Here is a 21,434-nt window from a genome sequence, read left to right as displayed (position 1 = left end):
GGCAGTTGCCGTCTGTGGCAGTCCCCGCGGTTGAAAAATTAGTGAGAGAGGAGCTTTTCGAGGTACTTCTTGCTGAGGGCCGCGGCTTCCCGGGGGTCACCGTCGTAGTTATCGAGTTCGACCATGAGCCAGCTGTCATAGCCGCTCTCGCGGATGGCTGCGATGATGTCGGGGAAGTCGAGCTCACCCTGTCCAAGCGGCAGGAAATTGAAAGGGTCCTTCTGGAAGTCCTTGAGGTGGACGTGCCGGATCCTGTCGGGGTACTTCCGGATGACTGCGGCCGGGTCCGCTCCTCCGGCTGCAAGGTGTGCGGTGTCCGGGCAGAAGCCGATCCGGGTGAGCGGCATGAGCCTGTCCAGTTCTTCCGGGCTTTCGACAATGGTGCTCAGGTGCGGGTGATAGCTTGCCGACAGGCCGAAGCTTTCCGCGATGTCCGTCACGCTGTCCAGGGCTTCGCCGAGGCGGTGGTAGTCCTCGTCAGTGGTTCCGGCGGCGCGGCGTGCCCCGCCTCCCACTACCAGCCGTTCTGCTCCAAAGTTGGCGGCCAGTTCGGCGGCACGGTGGATCCGGTGCAGCTCGTCGGGAAGGATGTCAGCGTAGATGAAGTTCGCGCCGGTATAGACACTGGTTAGCTCGATGTTGTTGCTGCTGAGGATCTCTTTAAGTTCTTCGGGCTTGTCGGCGTATTCGGCCAGGTTGCCGTCGAACATCTCCACGCCCTGATAGCCAACGGAGGCGATGTCCTGGACCGCTTGCTGCATGGACCCGTGGGTCATGTAGAAAAGGTCCTTCACGCTCGTCACACCTTGCGGGTGGCCGACGACGCCGCCCCAGGTGATGGAACAGTAACCGAGTTTCATTGCTTCTGCCTTTCAGCTGCGGGGGAAGAGGTAAGTGATCCGGTGAGGTTGTCCGTTTGCGGAACCTCGACCCAGGTCTGGTGCGCGGCCGAGGTTACGACTGCATCCGTAAGGAGGGCTGCCCGTAGGCCGTCCCGGAAGGTGGGCATGCCGTCCGGTTCCTGGCCGTGGACGGCCGCATACACGTCCGCGACGAACGCGTTGAAGCTGTCCTGGTAACCCTGGGGGTGGCCCGGGGGAAGTTTGGCGTAGCGCCGGCCGCCCGGCGTCGTGAGTGTTTGCGGGCCGACCGGGATCTCGGAACTTGAGTCGCTGCGGCCGACGTGCAGGGTGTCGGGCCGTTCCTGGTTGAAGCTGAATGACGCTTCGGTTCCGTCGAAGGAGAACCAGAGTCGGTTCTTCCTGCCGGGACTGACTTGGCTGACCACCACGGAGCCGGTGGCACCCTTGTCCGTCTCGAACAGGAGCGTGGCGCCGTCCTCGGTAGCGACGGAGGACAACCGGCCGCCGGTTTCGCGTTCGTCGTATGCCCTGCTGGTCTGGGCCACAAGCCTGGTGATTCTGTGTCCGGTGGTGAACTCCATCAGGTCACACCAGTGGACGCCGATGTCGCCGAACGCCCTGGACGCTCCGCCGATCGTTGAATCGACCCGCCAGTTCGTGGCTTCCGCGCCGGCCAGCCAGTCCTGCAGGTAGGAGCCGTGCAGGAGCCAAAGCCGGCCGGCGTCGCCGCGCTGGATGCGGTCGCGGGCCTCGCGGACGGCCGGATAGAACCGGTAGACGAAGGGCACGCCGGTGACGACCCCGGCCTGCGCCGCCAGGGTTGTCAGTTCCAACGCGTCCCCAACGTTCGTGGCCAGTGGCTTTTCGCAGATGACTGCTTTTCCTGCCGCAATGGCCTTGCGGGCAAGGTCGGCGTGGGTGGCGTTCGGGGTGCAGATATGGATGACATCTACATCTGCCCGTGCGATCAGTGCTTCAGGCGATTCGGCTGCGGTTCGGGCGCCGAGAGCGGGTGCTGCGGCTTCGGCGGAAGCCTGGCTGCTCCCGGCGACTGCGACAACCTCACCGCCTGCTGCGCGGACCGCATGGGCGTGGACAGAGCCCATGAATCCTGTTCCGATGATTCCGGCCCGTAGCTGGGAAGTCACGGGTGCTACTTCTTCCGGGCGAGGGCGACGGCCAGGATGATGATCGCGCCGCGGACCACCTGCTGCTGGCTGCTGTCGAGTCCGGCGAGGATCAGCCCGTTGTTGATCAGGCCGATCAGCAGGGCGCCGAAGAGTGTGCCGATGATGGAGCCGAACCCGCCGAAGAGGCTGGTTCCGCCCAGGATGACGGCGGCGATGGCGGAGAGTTCGTCTCCTGCTCCCCACTGGAACCGTCCGGACTGCAGCCGGCCCGCGTAGAGCATGCCGGCGACGCTTGCCACCATGCCCGAGATGAGGAGCACCTGGAACTTAATGCGCTTGGTATTGATGCCGGTGAACTCCGCGGCGTTGCGGTTGCCTCCTGTGGCCAGGACCTGGCGGCCGAACCTGGTGCGGTTCAGCACGACGGCGCCGATGGCCACGAAGATGGCGCTCCAAACCACCAGGCCCGGAACAGGACCGAAGTTGCCGGATCCAAACACGATGTTGAACGTGTCGTTGAGGATGGGCTGGGGCGCCGACGCCGTGATCCACTGGGCAACGCCGACGGCTATGCCCAGCATGCCGAGTGTCACCAGGAAGGACGGGATGCCCAGGAGGCTGACCAGGGCGCCGTTGATCGATCCGACGACGAGACCGACAGCGAGGCCGGCGAGGATGCCGGGCACCAGGCCCCACTGGGAGAGCGCCATCGCAGTGCACACACTGGACAGGCCCGCCACGGATCCGACGCTCAGGTCGATTTCTGCGCACGCGATCACGTACGTCATACCGACGGCGATGACGGTGATGGTGGCGGTCTGCCGGAAGATGTTCAGCAGGTTGTTCGGCGACAGGAAGCCCTGGTCGCGGAGCAGAACGGCGAAGAAGAGGAAGACAACGACGAAGCCGATGTAGATGACGTAGCGCCGCCAGTCCAGTTCCTTGAGGATAGTGCCGAAATTACGGGGTGCCGCGGTATCCCGCGGCGCGATGGTGTTTGCCTTGCTCACTTTTCAGACTCCCTGCACTGCAAGTTGGAGATACTCCTCGTCAGCAATCTCGCTGCGGGGGATATCGCGGATGATGGAGCCGTCCTTAAGGACGAGGACGCGGTCGCTGACCGCGAGTAGTTCGGGGTACTCGGAGGAGATGACAATGACGGCCGTGCCGGCACTTGCCAGCTCACGGATCATGTCGAGGATTTCGCTTTTGGTGCCGATGTCGACGCCGGCCGTTGGCTCGTCAAGGATCAGGATGTCCGGATCGGTGCCCAGCCACTTGGCGATGACCACTTTCTGCTGGTTGCCGCCCGAGAGAAGCCGCACCGGGCGGTGGGGATGGGCTACCTTCACTGCGAACCTCTTGATCAGTGACGAGGACAGTTCCTTCCCCTTCGCGCCGTCCAGGAGGGGTCCCCGCTGGATCTGGCCGAGGAGGGGAAGCAGCAGGTTGTCCTGGACGGAGTGCTCCAACACCAGGCCCTGGGCCCTGCGGTCTTCCGGGATAAGGGCAACTCCAGCGTTGATGGCCTGCTGCGGAGACCCAAGGTTGACCTTTTTGCCCCGCAGGAGGACTTCACCGCTGTCCAGCTTGTCAATGCCAAAGAGAGCACGGGCGAGCTCGGTTCGTCCGCTGCCCATCAGCCCTGCCAGGCCGAGGATTTCGCCAGGCCGGAGCGCGAACGAAACGTCCCGCACCCGCTGCCCCGCGTTAAGCCCCCGGACTTCCAGCAGCGGCGCCCCGTCGTGGGCCACATGGTCACGCGCACGATAGGAAAGCTGGCCCTCGATCTTCTTGCCGACGATGCCTTCCACGATCTGTTCGGGGGTGACGTCCGTCAGCGGCGCGGTAAGGAGGTGGCGGCCGTCGCGGAGGATGGTGATCCGATCCGCGAGCCTGTACACCTCGTCCATGCGGTGGGAAATGTAGATGATTGAGATGCCACGCTCTTTGAGGCGGTCGATCAGTTCGAAGAGCGCTTCGGACTCATGCCGGGCAAGGCTGGCGGTGGGCTCATCCATAATGAGCACCTGGGCATTCTGGGCGAGTGCCTTGGCGATCTCCGTCAGTTGCCAGTATGCGGTGCCTAAGCGTGCGACCCCGGCGCGCGGGTCGACGTCGACTTCCATCTCACTGAAAACTTCCTTGGCACGGCGCACCGCAGCACGATCGTCGATGAGCCCGCCCTTGCCGAGCGGTTCGGCGGCGAGGAAAATGTTCTGCGCAACGGTCAGGCTCGGTACCAGGCTGAACTCCTGGAAGACCATTCCGATCCCGGCGGCCTTCGCGTCCTGGATCGAGTTGATGGCGGTCGGCTTGCCTCCAATAAGGATTGTGCCGGCGTCTGCCTGGTACACGCCCTGGAGGATCTTCATGAGCGTGGACTTCCCGGCGCCGTTGCCGCCCGCCAGCGCGTGGACCTCACCCTTGCGGACATCGAAACTGACGTCTTTCAATACGGGAACGCCGTTGAAGCTCTTTGATATTGAGCGCATCTCGACGACATTGTCTGCGGTATTCATCGTTGCCCTTTCGGCGCGGTGCGGGGGCGGACCCCCGCACCGCCGGTTCTTGCCTACTTCTTGTAGGAGTCCTGGATGTCCTTCGGGGCGTCTTCGTGGTAGACCTGCTTCCACGCATCCAGGACGTTGGAGTGGTCAACCGGAAGGGCGCTCAGCGCCACATAAGCGGGTGCTTTCTTGCCGATGAGCGCTCCGGCGGCCAGCCGCGCTTCCGTGACACCCTGATCGAACGGAACCTGCGCTCCAAGGCCGACGACGAGTTCGTCCTTGGCAAGGGCAATGGCCACGTTCTTGCCAAGGTCTTCCGTGGCAATCTTCAGGTCAGGCCGGCCGGCGGCCCGGGCGGCAGCCATGACACCTTCTGCAGGAACGTCCCAGACCGCCCAGATTCCGGAAAGGTCGGCGTACTTGCTGAGCATGGCGTTCGCGGCTGCCTGGGCATCTCCAGCGAAGTCAGGGCCGGCGATTCCCTTTTCCTCGACAATCTTGATGTCCGGGTATTCCTTCGTAATCGTTTCCTTGAATCCCTGGTAGCGCTGCTTGGTCACGAAGAAATCGGCCTGGTGGAAGACAAGCCCGATCTTCCCCTTGCCACCGAGCGCTTTAGCCATCTGGTGGGCGGAGACGACGCCGTTGCCGTAGTTGTCGGCAGAAACAACAGAGACATAGTCCTGGCCGGCGGTCAATCCCTGGGGGACGTTGTCCATGAAGACGAGCTTGGTGCCGGCAGCCGCGGCTTTCTTGTAGGCGGAGGCCGTAGCCACGGGATCCGTGGGGATCGAGACGATGACGTTCGGGTTCTGCGACATGACCGTCTCGATGTCCGAGACCTGCTTGTCCGGCTTGAAGTTCGCGTCGGTGGTGGCGATGACTTTGATGCCGAGCTTTTCAAACTCGGACTTTAGGCCGTTGATCTGGGCGTTGGCCCAGTCGTTGCCGCCGTAGTGCATCACAATGGCTGCCTTGGCGTTGAGCGCCTTGACCTTTTGGATCTCGTCCGGAGTGAGGTCTGCTGCGGACGCCGGCGAGGGCGTCTCGCCGTTGGGCCCCTTGCTCAGGACCTGTCCCTTGATCTGGTCAAGGGCCTGCTGGGCCTTGCTGGACACACCGGCGTCGGGAGCATTGGACGTGGCCGTGGTCGAACTGCTGCAGGACGCGACCGAAAGGGACAGGACTGCGGCAAGGGCCACGAGGGGAAGCCTGCGGATCATCATTGTTCTCCAGTGCTTGGGGTGGGTGGGGGTGGATGCCTGGGATGGTTCAGGCGAGGGCTATAGCCAGGGCCGGCGGAACCGGGGACAGGACGAGCCCGCCGGAGGCCGAGGCTGTGCGGACGGCAGTGGCCTTGTCTGAAGCTGCCAGCAGCGCCTCTGCGTGTATTTTGTCGACGAAGAAGCCCAGGGAACACGGTCCGTGGTGGGCTTGAACCCACTTCACCGCTTCGTTGGCCGCCTTCGTCATGTCTTCGCCCGCTTCCCGGACCGGGCCGGGGATGGTGGACGCGGACGCGGGTTTGCCCGAATTGTCGACGGAGACCACCAGGCTTGCCCAGAGGCGATCCTCATCGAAGACTCCGACGACTGCCGAAGAGCCGGCAGAGACAAAGGTGCGGACAGCAGCTGCCAGATCGCCGGGCGCCGCATCTTTCAGGAGCACTTCGAGATTTGCCCACTGGGTTTGGTCGGCATCCCGAAGTCCGGCGTTCGGATCGAGCGCGAGTGCGTGGACGATCGTGTCGGGCATCGCGCTCCCTTTCTTCATTGAAATGTGTGGCTGCGTAAACGTTCACGAAGCGTTCGTAAACGTTTACGGACATCATCGTAAACGTTTACGGTGTTACGTGTCAACGGTCACATGGACAGTTATTCCAACGGATACCGGGGTACGGTCCGACGTAAGATCGAAAGGCACGGAACCCGAAAGGTTCCAACCAACGTGCAAGACAGGAGTGGGCATGGCAGGCACAACTGTTCCCCGTGAGGCGAACGGGAGAATGCCGGAAGCCTCACGGCGCCGGAAGCCCACCATCAACGACGTGGCGAGCATGGCCGGCGTCTCCTTCGGCACAGTCTCGCGGGTCCTCAACGACGCACCGGACGTGAGTGCGGCAACGCGGCAACGAGTCCTGCATGTGATCAAGGACATCGGGTACCGCAGGAACCGGGCCGCCACGGCGCTCGTCACCAGCCGGTCCACCTCCATAGGCATACTTTCCGACGGCTCCCCGCGGTTCGGCCCGGTGGGGACGCTCATGGCCCTCGAGAACATTGCACGCAGGAAGGGTTACGCCACAACCGTCATCAGCGTTGAGCGGCCCTACGGAGAGTCGGTCCAGGCCGCCCTGGACACCCTGGACGACACCGGCGTGGGGGGAATCATCGTCATCGCCCCCGTGGTGGAGATGGCCGCAGCCGTATGGAATGCCTCGTGCCGTGTACCGGTGGAGATGATCGCGGCAGGAGCATCATCGACTCCCAACGTCTTCTCATACTCGGAGAACCAGGAGTTGGGCGCACGGCTGGCCACCCAGCACCTGATAGACCTCGGCCACACCGACATCGCGCACTTCGCGGGCTCCATGGACTGGTTCGACGGCCGGGTCCGCAAACGCGGATGGGAAGCCGCGCTGCGCGACGCCGGGCTTACACCAAGGCTGTGCCTCGAAGGCGATTGGAGCCCCCGGTGGGCCTACGAGACCGCGCTCCAACTCGTGCGGGAACAAAAGGTGCCCCAGGCGATCTTCGCTGCCAGCGACCACACGGCTCTCGGGCTGATACGGGCCTTCGCGGAAAATGGGATCAGGGTGCCGGACGACGTGAGCGTGGTCGGTTTCGACGACATCGAAGGTTCAGACTATTTCCTGCCTCCCCTGACCACTGTTCGCCAGGACTTCACGGCCTTAGCGCTCATGAGCATGGAAGTTCTCCTTGGTGCCATGGAAGGGCGGGAGGTGGACCGCACCCCGATCGCGCCCACCCTTGTTGTCCGCGACAGCGCCCGCCAGGCCACCTCCCCCAAGTAGGAGGGGGACGACGGCGGCACCCGCCTCCCGCCGTCGTCCTCCACACGCACTGGTACCAGCAGCGCTAAGACCTGCGGACGCCGCTTGTCCAACAAACGGATCAGACGCTGAAGTAGGCTGGAATCCCAGAAGAAACCAACCAAAAGCGAGGCTAAACGTGCACCAGGACGCCGTCCGGTTCCTGTCCCAGCCGGTGGCCGCCCAGCCCGGCGCTCCCCTGCGCGTCGCCGTGTACTCGCGGATCGCCGAAGCGATCCGCAACGGCCTCCTCACGCCCGGCTCCATGATCCCCACCGAAACCGAACTCGGCACGGACATGAAGGTCAGCCGCACCGTGGTCCGCGAAGCCCTCATGCTGCTCGAGGAGGACGGCCTGATCAGGGCCAGGCGCGGCGTCGGACGCTTCGTCTCGGACACACTCCCCCGTATCGGCATCGAACGCATCCAGCCGTTCGAGGACGTCCTCGCCAGCCCCGGCCAGACGCTGGAGGTCAAGCGCATCCAGGTGGTCCGGCAGGCGGCCTCCGAATTCGTCGCCCCCGGCATCGGCGTCGAGCCCGGGACCGACTGCTGGCTCTGGGAATCCGTCGTCATCCGCGACGGCGAAGCGATCGCCCACCTGCAGGAAAACGTTACCGCCCAGCCGGTCAGCCTCGGCAAAGGTGCCGCCGCGCCCCTTGAGATAGAGGACGACGGCGGCGCCACCCTGCTTGCCGCGCTCACCAAGCAGCTGGGCAGGCTGGCCGGGCCGGGCGAGTGCCAGATCAGCGTCAGCCAGGTGGGGCCCAGCGGGGCGAAGCTGCTGGATCTGCGCCCGTCGGACCCGGTGCTGGTCCTGACGCAGTACGTCCGGAACGCCAACCGGCCGTTCTACCTGGCCAAGTGCCTGGTTCCGGCCCGGGCCGGGCACCTATCGGTGATGCAGCAGTTCCAGTCCTAGCCGGTCACCCGGCGGCTTGACTGCTGTCGTACCCCAATGCACGGCTGGCTTCCAGTCCCGCCCGGGCCACCACCGGCCCCAGCCGTTCAACGTCGGCAGGCCCGATCCGCTGGGTAGGGAACCCCAGGCCCACGGCGCATGCAAGCCGTCCAGTATGGTCGAAAACGGGCGCGCTGATGGAGCCCACGTCCTGGTTGCGTTCCCCGAAGGCCGCAAAGAAACCCTGCTCGCGTGCAACGGCCGCCTGCTGCCTGAGCGTCTCCATTGACACCGGCGTATCGGCCGTAAAGCCCTCGAGCCCCTGCTGGTCCAAGGCATCCCAGGCTCCGGGGTCGAATGCCAGGAAAATCTTGCCGGGGGCGCCGGCGTGCAGCGGCATGACCATGCCCACCATGAACGGCCGCATCACCACGTGCCGCGTCTCGGCCACGGCAACGATGGTCCGGAACGCCCCGTCCCGGACGTACAGGCAGGCAGTTTCGCCGGTTTCGTCGCGCAGCTGCTGCAGGACCGGCTTCACCAGCCGGACCACGTCCAGCCCGAACGTCCCGGGGGTAGCCCAGCGGACCAGGCCGATACCGATCCGGTACCGGTCGCCGTCGCGGTCCAGGAATCCCTCGCGGAGCATGTTCTGGACCAACCGCTGGCAGGTGCTGGACGGCAGCCCGGTTTTGCGGATGATCTGCTGCAGCGTCGGCTCGGGCTCCTCTACCGAAAAGCAGTCCAGAATCTCCGCCACCTTATGCAGGACCAACAGGGGCGAGGCCCCAGCTCCCGGTTCCTTCGCCACTGTCCGAACACCCTTTCAATCTGTTTCCGCCAGCCTCCAGCTTAGTGAGCAGGGAGCCGCCCCAGCATGTGATCCATTTGACATCCCATCAGGGTGACCCACATCATGGGATTAGAACTCACTTTATGGGTTTACTCGCAAATCCCCAACACAACGACGTGGAGCATCCATGAGCACCCCCGCAATCACCTGTGAAACAGCCCCCGAGCCCAAGCGCCCCGGGATGAGCCGCGTGGGACTGATCGTCCCCAGCTCCAACACCACCATGGAGACCGAACTGCCGGAACTGTTCCGGCGCCAGGCCGAGGCGACCGGCCACAAGTACACCTTCCACTCCGCCCGCGCCGGCATGAAGAAGGTCACCACGGAAGAACTGCTGGCCATGGTGGGCAAGGCAGCCCAGTGCGCCGAAGCGGTCTCCGACGCCGACGTGGACGTCATCGCCTACGCCTGCCTGGTGGCCGTCATGGCCCAGGGCCCCGAAGCCCACGAGGGCTCCGAAAAGGTCATCGCCGACGCCGCCGCCGGCAACGGACACCCGGCACCGGTCACCAGCAGCGCCGGCGCCCTGGTCCGGACCCTGCACGAAATCGGCGCCCAGAAGGTCGCCATGATCACCCCCTACATGAAGCCGCTGACCAAGATGGTGGTGGACTACATCGAGGGCTCGGGCATCACGGTGCTGGACGCCATCAGCCTCGAAGTAGCGGACAACCTCGAAGTCGGCTGCCTTGACCCCCAGAACCTCCCCGCACTGGCCCGCAGCCTGCAGCGCGAAGGCGCAGACGCCGTCGTCCTTTCCGCCTGTGTCCAGATGCCCTCACTCGCCGCCGTCCAGGCAGTGGAGGACGAGCTGGGCCTCCCGGTCATCACGGCGGCCACGGCCACCACCTACGAGATCCTCAAAGCCCTGGGCCACCAGCCCGCCATCACCGGAGCGGGCAGCCTGCTGTCCGGCGCCGGCGCCCGGACCGTGGCCCACACGTAGGCGGCGGGCACCATGTCGCTCTCACTCATCGCGTTCCTGGTGCTGGTGGCGGCCTTCGCCGTCGGCTCCTTCACCAAGATCAACGCCGGACTGCTGGCCACCGTCGCCGCATTCGGCGTCGGCACCCTCCTGGCCGGGATGTCCATCAAGGATGTCATCGGACAGTTCCCCGCCGGACTGTTCTTCATCCTGGTCGGCGCCACCCTGCTCTTCGCCATAGTGCGGATCAACGGCACCATCGACCTGCTCGCATACTGGGCAGAACGGCTCGCCGGCGACCGGAAAATCCTGGTCCCCATCCTGATGTTCCTGCTGACCGCAGCCCTTGCCTCCGCCGGCGCCTTCACCCCCGCCGCCATCGCCATCGTCGCCCCGGTAGGCCTGGCACTGGGCGCGCGCTTCGGCATCAGCACCCTGGCCATGGGCCTGGTCATCGTCCAGGGCGCCAACGCCGGCGCCTTCTCCCCCGTCAACCCCTTCGGCGTCCTGGGCAACAAAATGCTGGACGGTGCCGGCGCTTCCGGCGATTCCTTCAAGCTCTACGCGTACTGCTTTATCTTCAACGCCATCCTGGCCGCGATCGCCTACGCCCTGGTGCAGGCCATCATGAAGCGCCGGGCAGCCAAGGCGGAGTCGCGTCAGGCGGACGGCGGCAATGCCCTTAAGAACGACGACGGCGCTGACACCCCCTCAAGCGGCAGTGTTTCGGGTCCCGGCGGCGCCGGAACGGCCGTCCTCACCGCACCGGCACAGACCATTGTGGCCACCGGAACCAAAACCGGCCCGGTGAAAGTGGCCGCAACCCCCATGCGCATCCTCACGCTGGTGGGCATCGCCTCCCTGCTGGTGCTCACCACCGTTCTGGGACTCGATGTGGGAGTCGCCTCGCTGGTCATCGCCGCGGTCCTGATCGTCCTGGACTCCAACGTGCAGAAGCCCGCGGTGGAAAGCATGCCGTGGTCGGCCATCATCCTGGTCACCGGCATCGTCACCTACGTGGGCATGCTGGAGAAAATGGGCGCGCTCAAGGAACTCCAGGAAGGCATCGCAGGCCTGGGCAACAGCTCCCTCGCTGCGCTGATCGCCAGCTACGTGGTGGCCATCGTGTCAGCGTTCGCCTCCACCACCGGAACCCTCGGCGTCATCAGCCCCGTGGTCGTGCCCATCGCCATGGACCCGCTGCTCACCCCCGTGGGAGTGGTGACGGCCATCGCCATCAGCTCCTCCGTGGTTGACGTCAGCCCCATGTCCACCAGCGGCGCCCTGCTGATGGCCAGCGCCCAGCCCAAGGACGAGCGGATGTTCTTCCGAGCCCTGCTGCTGTGGGCCATCGCGATGATCGGTGCGGTGCCGCTCCTCGTCTGGTTCGTCTTCGTCCAGCTCGGCCTCGGCTAAGAGCCCCGGGCGGACAAGGGAAAGGGACGTCCTCGCCGGGCGTCCCTTTTCCTTTGCCTTTCCCCTTGCACGGGCAGGGCGGGCCGGCCGGCCCTAGTCCTTGGGCCGGAAGTCGCCCGGCCAATCCTTCAGCCGGATCCGGCCGAGGTCCTGGATTTCGCCGAGGGTACCCCACTCATCCAGGCCCAGCCGGGCCAGGGGCTCCAGCAGGTCGATGCGCGGGTGGCTGCCATCGAGTACTTCTTCGCTCACGGCGGCATGGGTGACTTCGCCGAAAACCAGGGTGGAGTCCCCTATCGGCAGCACGGAGTGGAGACGGCATTCGAGCACCGCCGGCGATTCCTTGACCCGGGGCGCGGCCACGGTGAGGCTCGGCTCCCGGGTCAGGCCGGCGGCGTCGAACTCGCTGATCTCCGGCGGGAAGTTGGTGCCGGTGGCGTTGACCTCTTCCAGGAGTGCGGCGGGGGCCAGGTTGACCACGAATTCGCCGGACGCGGTGATGTTGCGGAGCGAATCCTTCTCCCCCACCGACGTGAACTGCACGATGGGCGGATTGGTTGACGCTACGGTGAAGAAGGAGTGCGGGGCCAGGTTGTCGATGCCTTCCGGGGAGACACTCGAAACCCACGCGATGGGCCGGGGCACCACCACAGCGGTGAGCAGCCGGTAGAAATCACGGGCGGACGTCGCTGAGGGACTGAAATCAGTTCGCATGCTGCCAGACTAACCGGCGCCGCAGACAGGAAGGACACGCACATGAGGTTCCAGCCGTACCGTTCACCCTCAACCGGGCGCCCGGTGCGCGCCGTCCTCTTCGACACCTTCGGGACCGTGGTGGACTGGCGCACGGGTGTGGCAAGGGAGGTGGCAGCTTTCGCGGCAGCACACGCGCATACGCTCGACGCCGAGGCCTTCGCCGACCACTGGCGGGCTCTCTACCAGCCGGCCATGGAAGCCATCCGCTCCGGAAAGCGCGGCTTCACCAAGCTGGACACCCTCCACCGCGAAAACCTTGACGAGGCACTCCGCCGGCACGGCATCGATCCGGCACAGGTGCCCAGGGAAACCCTGGAGGAGCTGAACAAATCCTGGCACCGGCTGCAGGCGTGGCCGGACAGCGTGGAGGGCCTCGCTGCGATCCGCCGCCACTACATCGTGGGCCCGCTATCCAATGGCAACACCTCACTGTTGCTGGACATGGCCAGGAACGCCGGCCTGCCGTGGGATGTGATCATCGGTTCGGACATGACGGGCACCTACAAGCCGTTGCCCCAGGCCTACCTCCGGACAACGGAGTTCCTGGACCTTGAGCCGGGTGAGGTAATGCTGGCGGCGGCCCATAACAATGACCTGCGGGCGGCGCGCGAGGCTGGGCTGGCCACGGCGTTCATCGCCCGCCCCACCGAACACGGCCCCGGCCAGTCGGCGGACCTGGCCCCTCAAGGCGACTGGGACCTGGTGGCGTCAAGCATCACGGAACTGGCGGAGCTGCTAGGGGCCTGACCGCTCTTTGGCAAGGGGACCCGAACCGGGCCTACTTCGGCGCGGTAATTCCGAGGCGGGCCATCCGGCGGTAAATGGTGGCCCTGCTCAGTCCCAGTTCGTTGGCGGCCGCGGCCACCGTGATGCCCGGCCGGGAAAGGCACCGGATGATCTCGTCCCTCTCGACGGCTTCGATCCGGGTGAGGTGTGGCCCGGCGCGTCCCACAAGCCGGGAGGGCAGATGCCGCACATCGATGGTTTCCGTCCGCATGGCCGCGTCATTGACCATGGTGAAAAGTTCGTCCACGTTGCCTGGCCACCCGTAGCCGGTCAGCGCGTATTCGGCAGCGGCCGTGAAATCCACGTCACGCATACGCGATTGGCGGGCGGCGTACCTGGCCAGGGGCATTACATCGGTGGGGCGTTCGCGCAGGGCAGGCACCGGCACCACGGTTTCCACCGAGGCGGCCAGTGGCTGCGGGACGGCGCCCAGGTCCTCCGCGGTCATGGCCCAGGTAATGGAGGCTGGGCTTCCGGCCGGTGCAGGCAATGTCTTAACCGCGGCGGCAGCCCGGGTGCTCAACTCCTGCGCTGCCCAGGCGGGCAGGAGGTCAACGTTTTCGACGATCACGGCGGTATCGGGCTTGGTCAGCTCGGGGGTCCAGAGCGACAACCACGCCTCCACGTCCTCAGGCTCCGGAGCTGCTGCACACAGGATGCGGCTCCCGGGGTGCGCCTGCCGGATAGCCTGCCCCAGCAAGGTGGCGCGCCCGGAGCCTGGTTCTCCGACGGCGGCCACGACTCTGTTTGTCGCAAGGGCCAAGGCCGCACGGTCCAGTGCCTCCGTCCAGTCCGGGGACATGGCGCGCAGCGTTCCCGCACCCGGTTCAACCCGGCCCCGCTGGACCCGGAAGACGCCGCCCTTGGGTCCCGCTTTCGGCCTGTGGCCACCCGATTTTGCGAGCATGAGGGCAGCGGTGTTGCTCGCTGCCGACTGGGCCAGGGCCAGGAGCAACTCGGGAGACGACTTGGACCAGGTGGTGATGTTCACGCTGCCCTCGAGGCGTCCGCTGAGGGGATCGATCACCGGCACGGCAGCGCAGGTGTACGTCCGGAGGCTTGCGCTGAAGTGTTCCTCGGCACGAACCAGGCTGGGCGTCCGGTCCGCAAGCGCCATACCCAGCCCGCTGGTTCCCGCTTCCCGCTCGGAAAAGGCAAAACCGGGAGCCAGATGGACTTTGTCGAGCGCCCGCAGCAGTGAGGTGTCGCCGCTGAACCGGTTGAGGACCAGCCCGTTGGCGTCGGTGAGCATCAGGCTCAGTGGCTCGTTGGCCAGGGTCTGGTGCAGGCTGGTGAGCACCTCCTGGCCGCACTGGTAGAACAGCGAGTCACCGGCCACCGACCCGGCCCAGACGGGATCGATGGCCTCGGCCGAGACGCCGTATTCCTCACTGCGCTGCCATGAGGCGAGAAGGCGTCTTGAGACAGTAGTCATCATGCCTTCCGGCCCGCCGGCCTGTGGCCGCGGGACGGGAACGTTCTGGTCCGGCACCATCACCGCCCTCCTTGTCCTGGTCATTCGAGATTACGGCGTTGTGCCTCGAAAGGCGATGCCGCCCTGTCTCAAAATGAGACACCGGTCACAGGTTGACAGGTGCCTTTTGGCCATAGCGTCGTCCCTGTCGCGACTATGGCAGTCGCGGGGAGGAGAACGATATGTACAGCAAAGACGGCGAGAACTACTTCATCGTCGACGCGCACGTCGCGTTGTGGGACGCCCGCCCGGAGAACCAGCGGAATATCCAGGGCAAGCAGTTCATTGATTGCTTCTACGACTACCACCGCAACCTCGGGCCCGAGGAGGAACACTGGTCCTACGAGGAATTCCTTTACCAGGGCGGCGAACGCCTCATGAAGGACCTGTTCCAGGACGGCTACGTGGACCACGCGATCTTCCAGCCGGCCTATCTCGGCGCGTTCTACAAGAACGGCTTCGCGCAGGTGGAGGAAGCCTATGGACTGGCCGCCGCGCACCCGGACAAGCTCACCTACAACCACTGCTATGACCCCCGGGAGGGTGAGGCAGGCCTTGACCGGCTCCGCGCCGACCACGAGAAGATGAAGTTCAAGGGGGTCAAGCTCTACACCGCCGAATGGCGTGGCGAATCCCGCGGGTACAAGCTCTCCGATCCCTGGTCCTACCGGTATTTCGAGGAGTGCCGCAAGCTCGGCATCAAGAACATCCACATCCACAAGGGCCCCACCGTCCGCCCGCTGGACCGGGACGCTTTCGACGTCGCCGACGTCGACCACGCCGCCTCCGACTTCACCGACCTGAACTTTGTGGTGGAGCACGTCGGCCTGCCCCGGCTGGAAGACTTCTGCTGGATCGCCACCCAGGAACCCAACGTCCACGGCGGCCTCGCCGTCGCGGTCCCGTTCATGCACACGCGGCCGCGGTACTTCGCGCAGATCATGGGCGAGCTCATCTACTGGATTGGCGAGGACCGGATCCAGTTCTCCAGCGACTATGCCATCTGGTCACCCCGCTGGCTGATCGAGCGGTTCGTTGACTTCCAGATCCCGGAAGACATGACCGAGTACGCCCCGCTCACCGTGAACCAGAAGAAAAAGATCCTGGGACTGAACGCGGCCAAAATGTACGACATCCCGGTGCCCGCAGAGCTCCAGCTCCCCAACGCGGACGAGACCAAGACGGGACCGCGGCAGCCGGAACGGGCGGACCTGGCAGGCGCGGCATGACGGCGGCATTGACGGAGCGCACGCTCCGGCAACGGGACGCGGCGGTGACAGCAGAGGACGTCCGGCAGGCGCTGGGGGCCGTGCTGGATCCAGAGCTGGACGAGCCGATCACGGATCTGGGCTTCGTCCGTTCCCTCCAGATCACCGGCTCCCCGGCGGGCGCGACAGTGGTGCTGCACCTGCGACTGCCCACGTCATTCTGCTCGCCGAACTTCGCCTACCTGATGGCGTCCGACAGCAAGGACGTGGTCTCGGCGCTGCCCGGGGTGGCGGCGGTGATGGTTGAACTCGATGACCACCACGACTCCGACCTCATCAACGCAGGCCTCGCGGCCGACGCCGGATACCAGGGCACCTTCGGCCACGAGGCCGAGCACAGCCTGGAGGAGCTGCGGTGGACCTTCCGCCGCAAAGCCCACACCGCCGCGATGGAGCGCTGCCTCACCGAACTGCTGCGCGCCGATCCCACGCTGGCGGAAGAAAGCGTCGGGACGGTGCGGCTGGGTGACCTGCCGGCCGGCCGGACCAAGGACGCTTTAGTACGACGGCGGACGGCACTTGGGCTGCCGACGGAACCTGCCGCCGTCGTCCTCGTAGACCATGACGGCACGCCCTACCCGCCCGACAACGTGCCGATGGCGCTGCGGCGGGCGCGCTCCACCCGCATTTCCATCGACGGCAATGCGCACTTCTGCCGCGGCCTGCTGCGGACACGCTACGCCGGCTCCGGCGTCGACCAGACAGACCGGCCCGAGGGAGCCGAGCCTGCCGACCAACACCACCAGCTTCCGTTCACAGTCAAGGAGATCCACCCATGAACACCATGCGAGCCGTCCAGGTGGTCGGCTACCACGAAGGCCTGAAGATGACCGAGGCGCCCATTCCGGAAGTGGCCGGAGCCTGGGACGTCGTGGTCAGGATCGGCGGAGCCGGCGTGTGCCGGACAGACCTGCACATCCTCGAGGGACAGTGGGCGGAAAAGTCCCAGGTGCAGCTGCCCTACACCATCGGGCATGAAAACGCGGGGTGGGTGCACGCCGTCGGCAGCGCCGTCACCAACGTCAAGGAAGGCGACAAGGTGATCCTGCACCCGCTGATCACCTGCGGCCTGTGCCGCGCCTGCCGCTCCGGCGACGACGTGCACTGCGAGAACAGCAGGTTCCCCGGCATCGACACCCACGGCGGATACGCCGAGTACCTCCTCACCTCCGCCCGGTCCGTGGTGAAGATCGACGATTCACTGGAACCCGCGGACGTGGCGGCCCTGGCGGACGCGGGCCTGACGGCCTACCACGCCGCGGCGAAGGCGGCCAAGCGGCTGACGCCGCGGGACAACTGCGTAGTGATTGGCGCCGGCGGGCTGGGCCACATCGGGATCCAGGTGCTGAAGGCCCTCACGCCGAGCCGGATCATCGTGGTGGACCGCAACCCGGCTGCCCTGGAGCTGGCAAAGTCGATCGGGGCCGACGAAGGGGTCCTCGCCGACGGCACGCAGGTGGAACAGGTGCGCGCCCTCACCGGCGGCAACGGCGCCGAGGTGCTGATCGACTTCGTGGGCGAAGGCGGCGCGACGTCCGAGGGCATTGCGATGCTGCGGGAGGCCGGCGACTACTTCGTGGTGGGTTACGGCGAAAACATCAGCGTGCCCACCATCGACATCATTTCCTCCGAGATCAACATCATCGGCAACCTGGTGGGTTCCTACAACGACCTGCAGGACCTCATGTCGCTCGCCGCCCGCGGGGCCGTCACGCTGCACACCCAGAAGTACAAGCTGGACGACTTCCAGCAGGCCATCAGCGACCTGGACGCCGGCAAGGTCCGTGGCCGCGCCATCCTGGTGCCCTGACACCCGTTTCGCACCAGCCCGCACGAAGCTTTATCTAGAGGACAAGTGATGATTTTCATTACCGCAAAATTCCCGGTGAAGCCGGAGCACGCCGACGCGTGGCCGAAGATTTCCAGGGACTTCACTGAGAAGACGAACGCCGAGGAGGGCTGCCTGTTCTTCGAATGGGCCCGCTCCCTAGCCGACCCCGACACCTACGTCCTGATCGAGGCGTTCCGCGATGACGAGGCCGGCGGCGAACATGTGAAGTCGGAGCACTTCAAGAAGGCCACGGCTGAGCTGCCGGCGTACCTGTCCCGGACTCCGGACATCGTGAACGTCAAGGTGGACGGGTGGTCCGAACTCGGGGAGCTGGCCGTCAAGTAAGCCCTTCGGCACGCCAGACTTCCTCGCGTACCGGCGTGTCCCACACGGTGGTCCGGATGGCAGCGGTGCTGCCATCCGGACCACCGTCGTTTTCAGGACGCATTTCGTCCCGACGGCGGCCGGAGGGCTACCGCCAGTGCTGCAGGGAAATCGCCTCCTGGGCGTTGATGCTCACCAGCATGGTCCGGTTGCGTGCCCCGGTCTTGCGGAGGATGGAGCCCACGTGCTTCTCAACCGTCTTCACGGAAATCTCCAGCTCCCGGGCAATTTGCTTGTCCGCCATGCCGCGGATGACCATGTCGTGGACTTCGCGTTCGCGCGTCGTGAATTGAACGGACCCGGCGTCGGCAGCGGAGCCGCTGATGAGGTGGTCGAAGATTTCGCCTTCCATCGAGGCTTCGCCCTGGCCTGCGGCCACGATAATGCGGGCCATGGTCTCTCCATTCGCGCGCCGGTTGATGAAGCCGCGCACCCCTGCTTGCCGGGCGGAGCGCACCTGCTCCACAGTGGGGTTGTCCGTGAGCACAACAACCGCGACACCAGGGTCGAACTCGTGGATCCGGGTAAGAAGCCCGGTGGTGTTCTGGTGGACCATGTCCAGATCCATCAAAATCACGTCCGGGCGCAGCAATTCGTAGGCGTCGCAGAGCTGCTCGGCCGAGGTCACCTCAGCGCTGACCTGAATAGCGGGCTCGGCGATGCCCAGCAACCGGACCAGGCCGGCGCTAATGATCGGATAGTCATTGGCAATCAGGATCTTCCACTGCGGCTGCCCGGACGCCTCCGGCGCAGGGGCTCGGTCCGGAAGGGTGGCCCGCACCTTGGTCCCCCATCCCGAAGTGGATTCGATGTGCAGGTCGCCGCCCAGGTGCACGGCCCGGGACGTCATGCCGTGCAACCCCAGGCATCCGGACGGACGCGTGGTGTGGTCACCGTGGGCTGCGGCGAGGTCGAAGCCTTGACCGTTGTCCTCCACGACGATGGCGAGCGCGCCGCGCTCGTAGATCAGTCCGGCGCGCACCGTCGTGGCGCGCGCGTGGACCACCACGTTGTTCAGTGCCTCCTGGACAATCTTGAATGCCTGGTGCGCAATCTCGGGCGCCAGCGGGCGGGGCTCGCCGATCACTTTCAGCTGGGTTCCGGCGCCGGTCATCGACTCCACCCATACCAGTTCGGCGGCAATGGCGTCATCAAGGGTCCGGCCGGCGAGCGCGGCCGGGCCCATGCCCAGGACCGTGCGGCGGGTCTCGGCCAGGGCATCGTGGGCAATGGTCCGGGCTCTGCTGAGGTGCGGAGTGATGGCATGTTCCGCCCCGTCGAGCCGGCTGGCTTTCTCAGCCTCGTCCAGGCTGAGCAGCAGGGCAGCAAGGGCCCGGCCAACGGTCTCGTGCACGTCGCGGACCGCACGTTCGCGTTCGGCGGCCACGGCAGCCTCGAGTTCACGGGCGGAGGCTTTGGAGTGCAGTTCCGAGTTGGCCAAGGCAATTGCGGCATGGTTGGCCAGGAGTTCGGCCAGCCGGGCTTCCTCTGAAGTGAACACCCGGCCCGGCTCCGGGCCGAAAACAATGAAGGCGCCCACGATCTGCTCGCCCCATTGGATCGGGACACCGATTACGGCGCAGTCCCACCGCGGATCCGTCGGTGGGATATGCCCGCGTTCAATGCTGCTGTATGCGTCGAGGATGACGGTGGACCGGCTGCTGACTACCTGGCCGGTGAAGCCCTCCTTCAGGGAAAAGGTCTGCCCCTCCTGGCATCCGACGCCGATGTCCACTTTTTTGGTGTAGGTGCCGCTGGCCTCGTTGACCAGGGCGATCGACCCCGATGCGCACCCCAGCAGGGAGGTAGCGTGGCCCAGGATCCGGGCCAGCAACGGCTGCAGCTCAAACCGGCCGGCGAGGTCCCGGGCGAGGGCGACGACCGTGTCCAGCTTGCCCTGCGTGTCTTCGGCGTCGTGCAGGCTGCGGATCACGGTGTCAGGTTCCGTCTCGGTGTCTGTCATTCTCGTCCTCCTTGACGAACCGTGCGCCGCAGCTCCTGCGGCGGTGCACTGGTGATCTGTCCCAGCATAACGGCACCTCCCACGCCGGTCTGCGTGCGGGATAACCCGCATCCCGACGGCGGGGAAGTCCTCATACCGCCGCTCCTGGATAGGTGGTTTCGTGGAAGACACGAAACATCACAACAGGGACGGCTCTCACGGCGGAGGTAAGACTGATGGCCCGCATCGGAATCCTGACCAGCGGCGGCGACTGCCCGGGGCTTAACACGGTTATCCGCTCGTGCGTGCTGCGCGGGATCCGCGTCCACGGCGACGAGTTTGTTGGCTTCACGGACGGCTGGCGCGGCCTCGTCGAGGGCAGCACCATCAACCTGGACTGGATGAGTGTGCGCGGCATCGCGAACCTGGGCGGCACCATCCTTGGCACGTCGCGCTTCAGCCCGCTCGGTGAGGGTGGCGGCGTCGAACGGATCCAAGCGAATTTGCGCTCCGTGGGCGTGGACGCGCTGATTGTGATCGGCGGCGAGGGCACCATGGCTGCGGCGAAGATCCTGAGCGACGCGGGGATCCCCATCGTCGGCGTGCCCAAGACGGTGGACAACGACCTCTCCGCCACAGACTTCTCATTCGGCTTCCACACGGCCGTGGAAATCGCCACAGAGGCAATCGACCGGCTCAAGACCACCGGGCAGTCCCATCACCGCTGCATGATAGCGGAGGTCATGGGCCGGCATGCCGGCTGGATCGCACTTTACGCCGGTATGGCCACCAGCGCGCACGCGATCCTCATCCCCGAACAGACGGCCACCCTGAACGAAATCTGCGACTGGGTGGAAGGCCCGTTCCGGCGCGGCCGCACCCCGCTGGTGGTCGTTGCCGAGGGGTTCGTGTCCGCCGACATGTCGGTACCGCACGCTGACCGGGGCCTGGACGGCTTCAATCGGCCCAGGCTCGGCGGGATCGGCGAGCGGCTCGCCCCGGTGATCGAGGACCGCACCGGCATTGAGACGCGTTCGACGACGCTGGGCCACATCCAGCGGGGCGGCGCCCCAAGCGCCACGGACCGGGTCCTTGCCACCCGGCTGGGCCTCGCCGCCGTCGACGCGATCCACGAGAGGGCATGGGGCAAAATGGTCGCCACGCGGGGGGACAAGATCGTCCGGGTGAGCCTGGCCGAAGCCATCGGCAAGCTCAAGACGGTGCCGCAGGACCGCTACGACGAGGCGACGTACCTGTTCGGCTAAGCGAGTCGGTGCGTCCGGCGTTGCGACGAGCGGCTACAAAAGCGAGCCAGGACAGAAGCCGGAGCCGGCTACCCGAAA

The 21,434-nt window shown here is 65.7% G+C and carries 20 protein-coding genes; 10 read left to right on the top strand and 10 right to left on the bottom strand.

Features of this window, described 5'->3' with window-relative positions; translation table 11 throughout:
* Positions 1 to 38: 38 nt before the first annotated feature.
* From LFT46_RS05545 to LFT46_RS05520, 6 genes are read right to left on the bottom strand one after another with little or no spacing between them, the layout of a single operon-like run.
* The gene (locus LFT46_RS05545) at positions 39 to 860 is read right to left on the bottom strand and encodes a sugar phosphate isomerase/epimerase family protein (RefSeq protein ID WP_236801394.1); all 822 of its coding nucleotides are present in this window, start codon (positions 858 to 860) and stop codon (positions 39 to 41) included.
* Positions 857 to 2,011, bottom strand: a complete 1,155-nt coding sequence (locus LFT46_RS05540) for a Gfo/Idh/MocA family protein (protein ID WP_236821524.1) — start codon at positions 2,009 to 2,011, stop codon at positions 857 to 859. The genes LFT46_RS05545 and LFT46_RS05540 overlap by 4 nt, the downstream gene beginning before the upstream one ends.
* A gap of 5 nt (positions 2,012 to 2,016) precedes the next feature.
* Positions 2,017 to 3,003, bottom strand: a complete 987-nt coding sequence (locus LFT46_RS05535) for an ABC transporter permease (RefSeq protein ID WP_236801391.1) — start codon at positions 3,001 to 3,003, stop codon at positions 2,017 to 2,019.
* Between the two features lie 3 nt (positions 3,004 to 3,006).
* Positions 3,007 to 4,515: a sugar ABC transporter ATP-binding protein gene (locus tag LFT46_RS05530; protein WP_236821523.1), complete on the bottom strand. Its 1,509-nt coding sequence runs from the start codon at positions 4,513 to 4,515 to the stop codon at positions 3,007 to 3,009.
* A gap of 53 nt (positions 4,516 to 4,568) precedes the next feature.
* Positions 4,569 to 5,729, bottom strand: a complete 1,161-nt coding sequence (locus LFT46_RS05525; RefSeq protein ID WP_236801389.1) for a substrate-binding domain-containing protein — start codon at positions 5,727 to 5,729, stop codon at positions 4,569 to 4,571.
* A gap of 46 nt (positions 5,730 to 5,775) precedes the next feature.
* A complete protein-coding gene (locus LFT46_RS05520; protein WP_236801388.1) occupies positions 5,776 to 6,258 on the bottom strand; it encodes a hypothetical protein in 483 nt (160 codons plus the stop codon).
* Positions 6,259 to 6,469: 211 nt separating this feature from the next.
* On the opposite strand from LFT46_RS05520, the gene LFT46_RS05515 reads away from it, so the two are divergent.
* On the top strand, positions 6,470 to 7,537 hold the full coding sequence (locus tag LFT46_RS05515) for a LacI family DNA-binding transcriptional regulator (RefSeq protein ID WP_236801387.1): 1,068 nt from the start codon (positions 6,470 to 6,472) through the stop codon (positions 7,535 to 7,537).
* Positions 7,538 to 7,694: 157 nt separating this feature from the next.
* The gene (locus LFT46_RS05510; RefSeq protein WP_236801386.1) at positions 7,695 to 8,477 is read left to right on the top strand and encodes a GntR family transcriptional regulator; all 783 of its coding nucleotides are present in this window, start codon (positions 7,695 to 7,697) and stop codon (positions 8,475 to 8,477) included.
* 4 nt (positions 8,478 to 8,481) lie between these two features.
* Here the strand turns inward: LFT46_RS05510 and LFT46_RS05505 are convergent, their stop codons facing one another.
* The gene (locus LFT46_RS05505) at positions 8,482 to 9,267 is read right to left on the bottom strand and encodes an IclR family transcriptional regulator (RefSeq protein ID WP_236821522.1); all 786 of its coding nucleotides are present in this window, start codon (positions 9,265 to 9,267) and stop codon (positions 8,482 to 8,484) included.
* 169 nt (positions 9,268 to 9,436) lie between these two features.
* On the opposite strand from LFT46_RS05505, the gene LFT46_RS05500 reads away from it, so the two are divergent.
* Both LFT46_RS05500 and LFT46_RS05495 read left to right on the top strand, forming a co-directional pair.
* Complete coding sequence (locus LFT46_RS05500) at positions 9,437 to 10,255, top strand: maleate cis-trans isomerase family protein (RefSeq protein WP_272910825.1); 819 nt, start codon at positions 9,437 to 9,439, stop codon at positions 10,253 to 10,255.
* 12 nt (positions 10,256 to 10,267) lie between these two features.
* A complete protein-coding gene (locus LFT46_RS05495; protein WP_236821521.1) occupies positions 10,268 to 11,650 on the top strand; it encodes an SLC13 family permease in 1,383 nt (460 codons plus the stop codon).
* A 93-nt stretch (positions 11,651 to 11,743) separates the two neighbouring features.
* On the opposite strand, the gene LFT46_RS05490 is transcribed toward LFT46_RS05495, so the two are convergent.
* Positions 11,744 to 12,364 (bottom strand): flavin reductase family protein, encoded by a 621-nt coding sequence (locus LFT46_RS05490; RefSeq protein WP_236821520.1) that lies wholly within the window; start codon positions 12,362 to 12,364, stop codon positions 11,744 to 11,746.
* 42 nt (positions 12,365 to 12,406) lie between these two features.
* Here LFT46_RS05490 and LFT46_RS05485 point away from each other — a divergent pair, with 42 nt between their 5' ends.
* Entirely contained in the window at positions 12,407 to 13,153 is a 747-nt protein-coding gene (locus tag LFT46_RS05485) for a haloacid dehalogenase type II (RefSeq protein ID WP_236801382.1), read from the top strand.
* 31 nt (positions 13,154 to 13,184) lie between these two features.
* Here LFT46_RS05485 and LFT46_RS05480 read toward each other — a convergent pair whose 3' ends face one another.
* Positions 13,185 to 14,687 (bottom strand): helix-turn-helix domain-containing protein, encoded by a 1,503-nt coding sequence (locus LFT46_RS05480; protein ID WP_236821519.1) that lies wholly within the window; start codon positions 14,685 to 14,687, stop codon positions 13,185 to 13,187.
* A gap of 161 nt (positions 14,688 to 14,848) precedes the next feature.
* On the opposite strand from LFT46_RS05480, the gene LFT46_RS05475 reads away from it, so the two are divergent.
* Genes LFT46_RS05475 through LFT46_RS05460 form a run of 4 tightly spaced genes read left to right on the top strand, consistent with a single transcriptional unit; the run spans position 14,849 to position 18,110 of the window.
* Positions 14,849 to 15,895, top strand: a complete 1,047-nt coding sequence (locus tag LFT46_RS05475) for an amidohydrolase family protein (RefSeq protein ID WP_236821518.1) — start codon at positions 14,849 to 14,851, stop codon at positions 15,893 to 15,895.
* Positions 15,892 to 16,713, top strand: coding sequence for an iron-sulfur cluster assembly protein (locus LFT46_RS05470; RefSeq protein WP_236821517.1), 822 nt, complete (start codon positions 15,892 to 15,894; stop codon positions 16,711 to 16,713). Before LFT46_RS05475 ends, LFT46_RS05470 begins: the two co-directional genes overlap by 4 nt.
* Positions 16,710 to 17,744, top strand: coding sequence for an NAD(P)-dependent alcohol dehydrogenase (locus LFT46_RS05465; protein WP_236821516.1), 1,035 nt, complete (start codon positions 16,710 to 16,712; stop codon positions 17,742 to 17,744). The genes LFT46_RS05470 and LFT46_RS05465 overlap by 4 nt, the downstream gene beginning before the upstream one ends.
* Positions 17,745 to 17,792: 48 nt before the next feature.
* Complete coding sequence (locus tag LFT46_RS05460) at positions 17,793 to 18,110, top strand: putative quinol monooxygenase (RefSeq protein WP_236821515.1); 318 nt, start codon at positions 17,793 to 17,795, stop codon at positions 18,108 to 18,110.
* A gap of 127 nt (positions 18,111 to 18,237) precedes the next feature.
* Here the strand turns inward: LFT46_RS05460 and LFT46_RS05455 are convergent, their stop codons facing one another.
* Positions 18,238 to 20,112 (bottom strand): GAF domain-containing protein, encoded by a 1,875-nt coding sequence (locus LFT46_RS05455; RefSeq protein ID WP_236821514.1) that lies wholly within the window; start codon positions 20,110 to 20,112, stop codon positions 18,238 to 18,240.
* Between the two features lie 215 nt (positions 20,113 to 20,327).
* Between LFT46_RS05455 and LFT46_RS05450 the strand changes: the two genes are divergently transcribed.
* The gene (locus LFT46_RS05450; protein ID WP_236821513.1) at positions 20,328 to 21,356 is read left to right on the top strand and encodes an ATP-dependent 6-phosphofructokinase; all 1,029 of its coding nucleotides are present in this window, start codon (positions 20,328 to 20,330) and stop codon (positions 21,354 to 21,356) included.
* The last annotated feature ends 78 nt before the right edge of the window (positions 21,357 to 21,434 follow it).

The sequence above is a fragment of the Arthrobacter sp. FW306-07-I genome (assembly GCF_021800405.1).
GTDB lineage: Bacteria > Actinomycetota > Actinomycetes > Actinomycetales > Micrococcaceae > Arthrobacter.
This window is presented reverse-complemented; position numbering and strand designations above follow the sequence as displayed.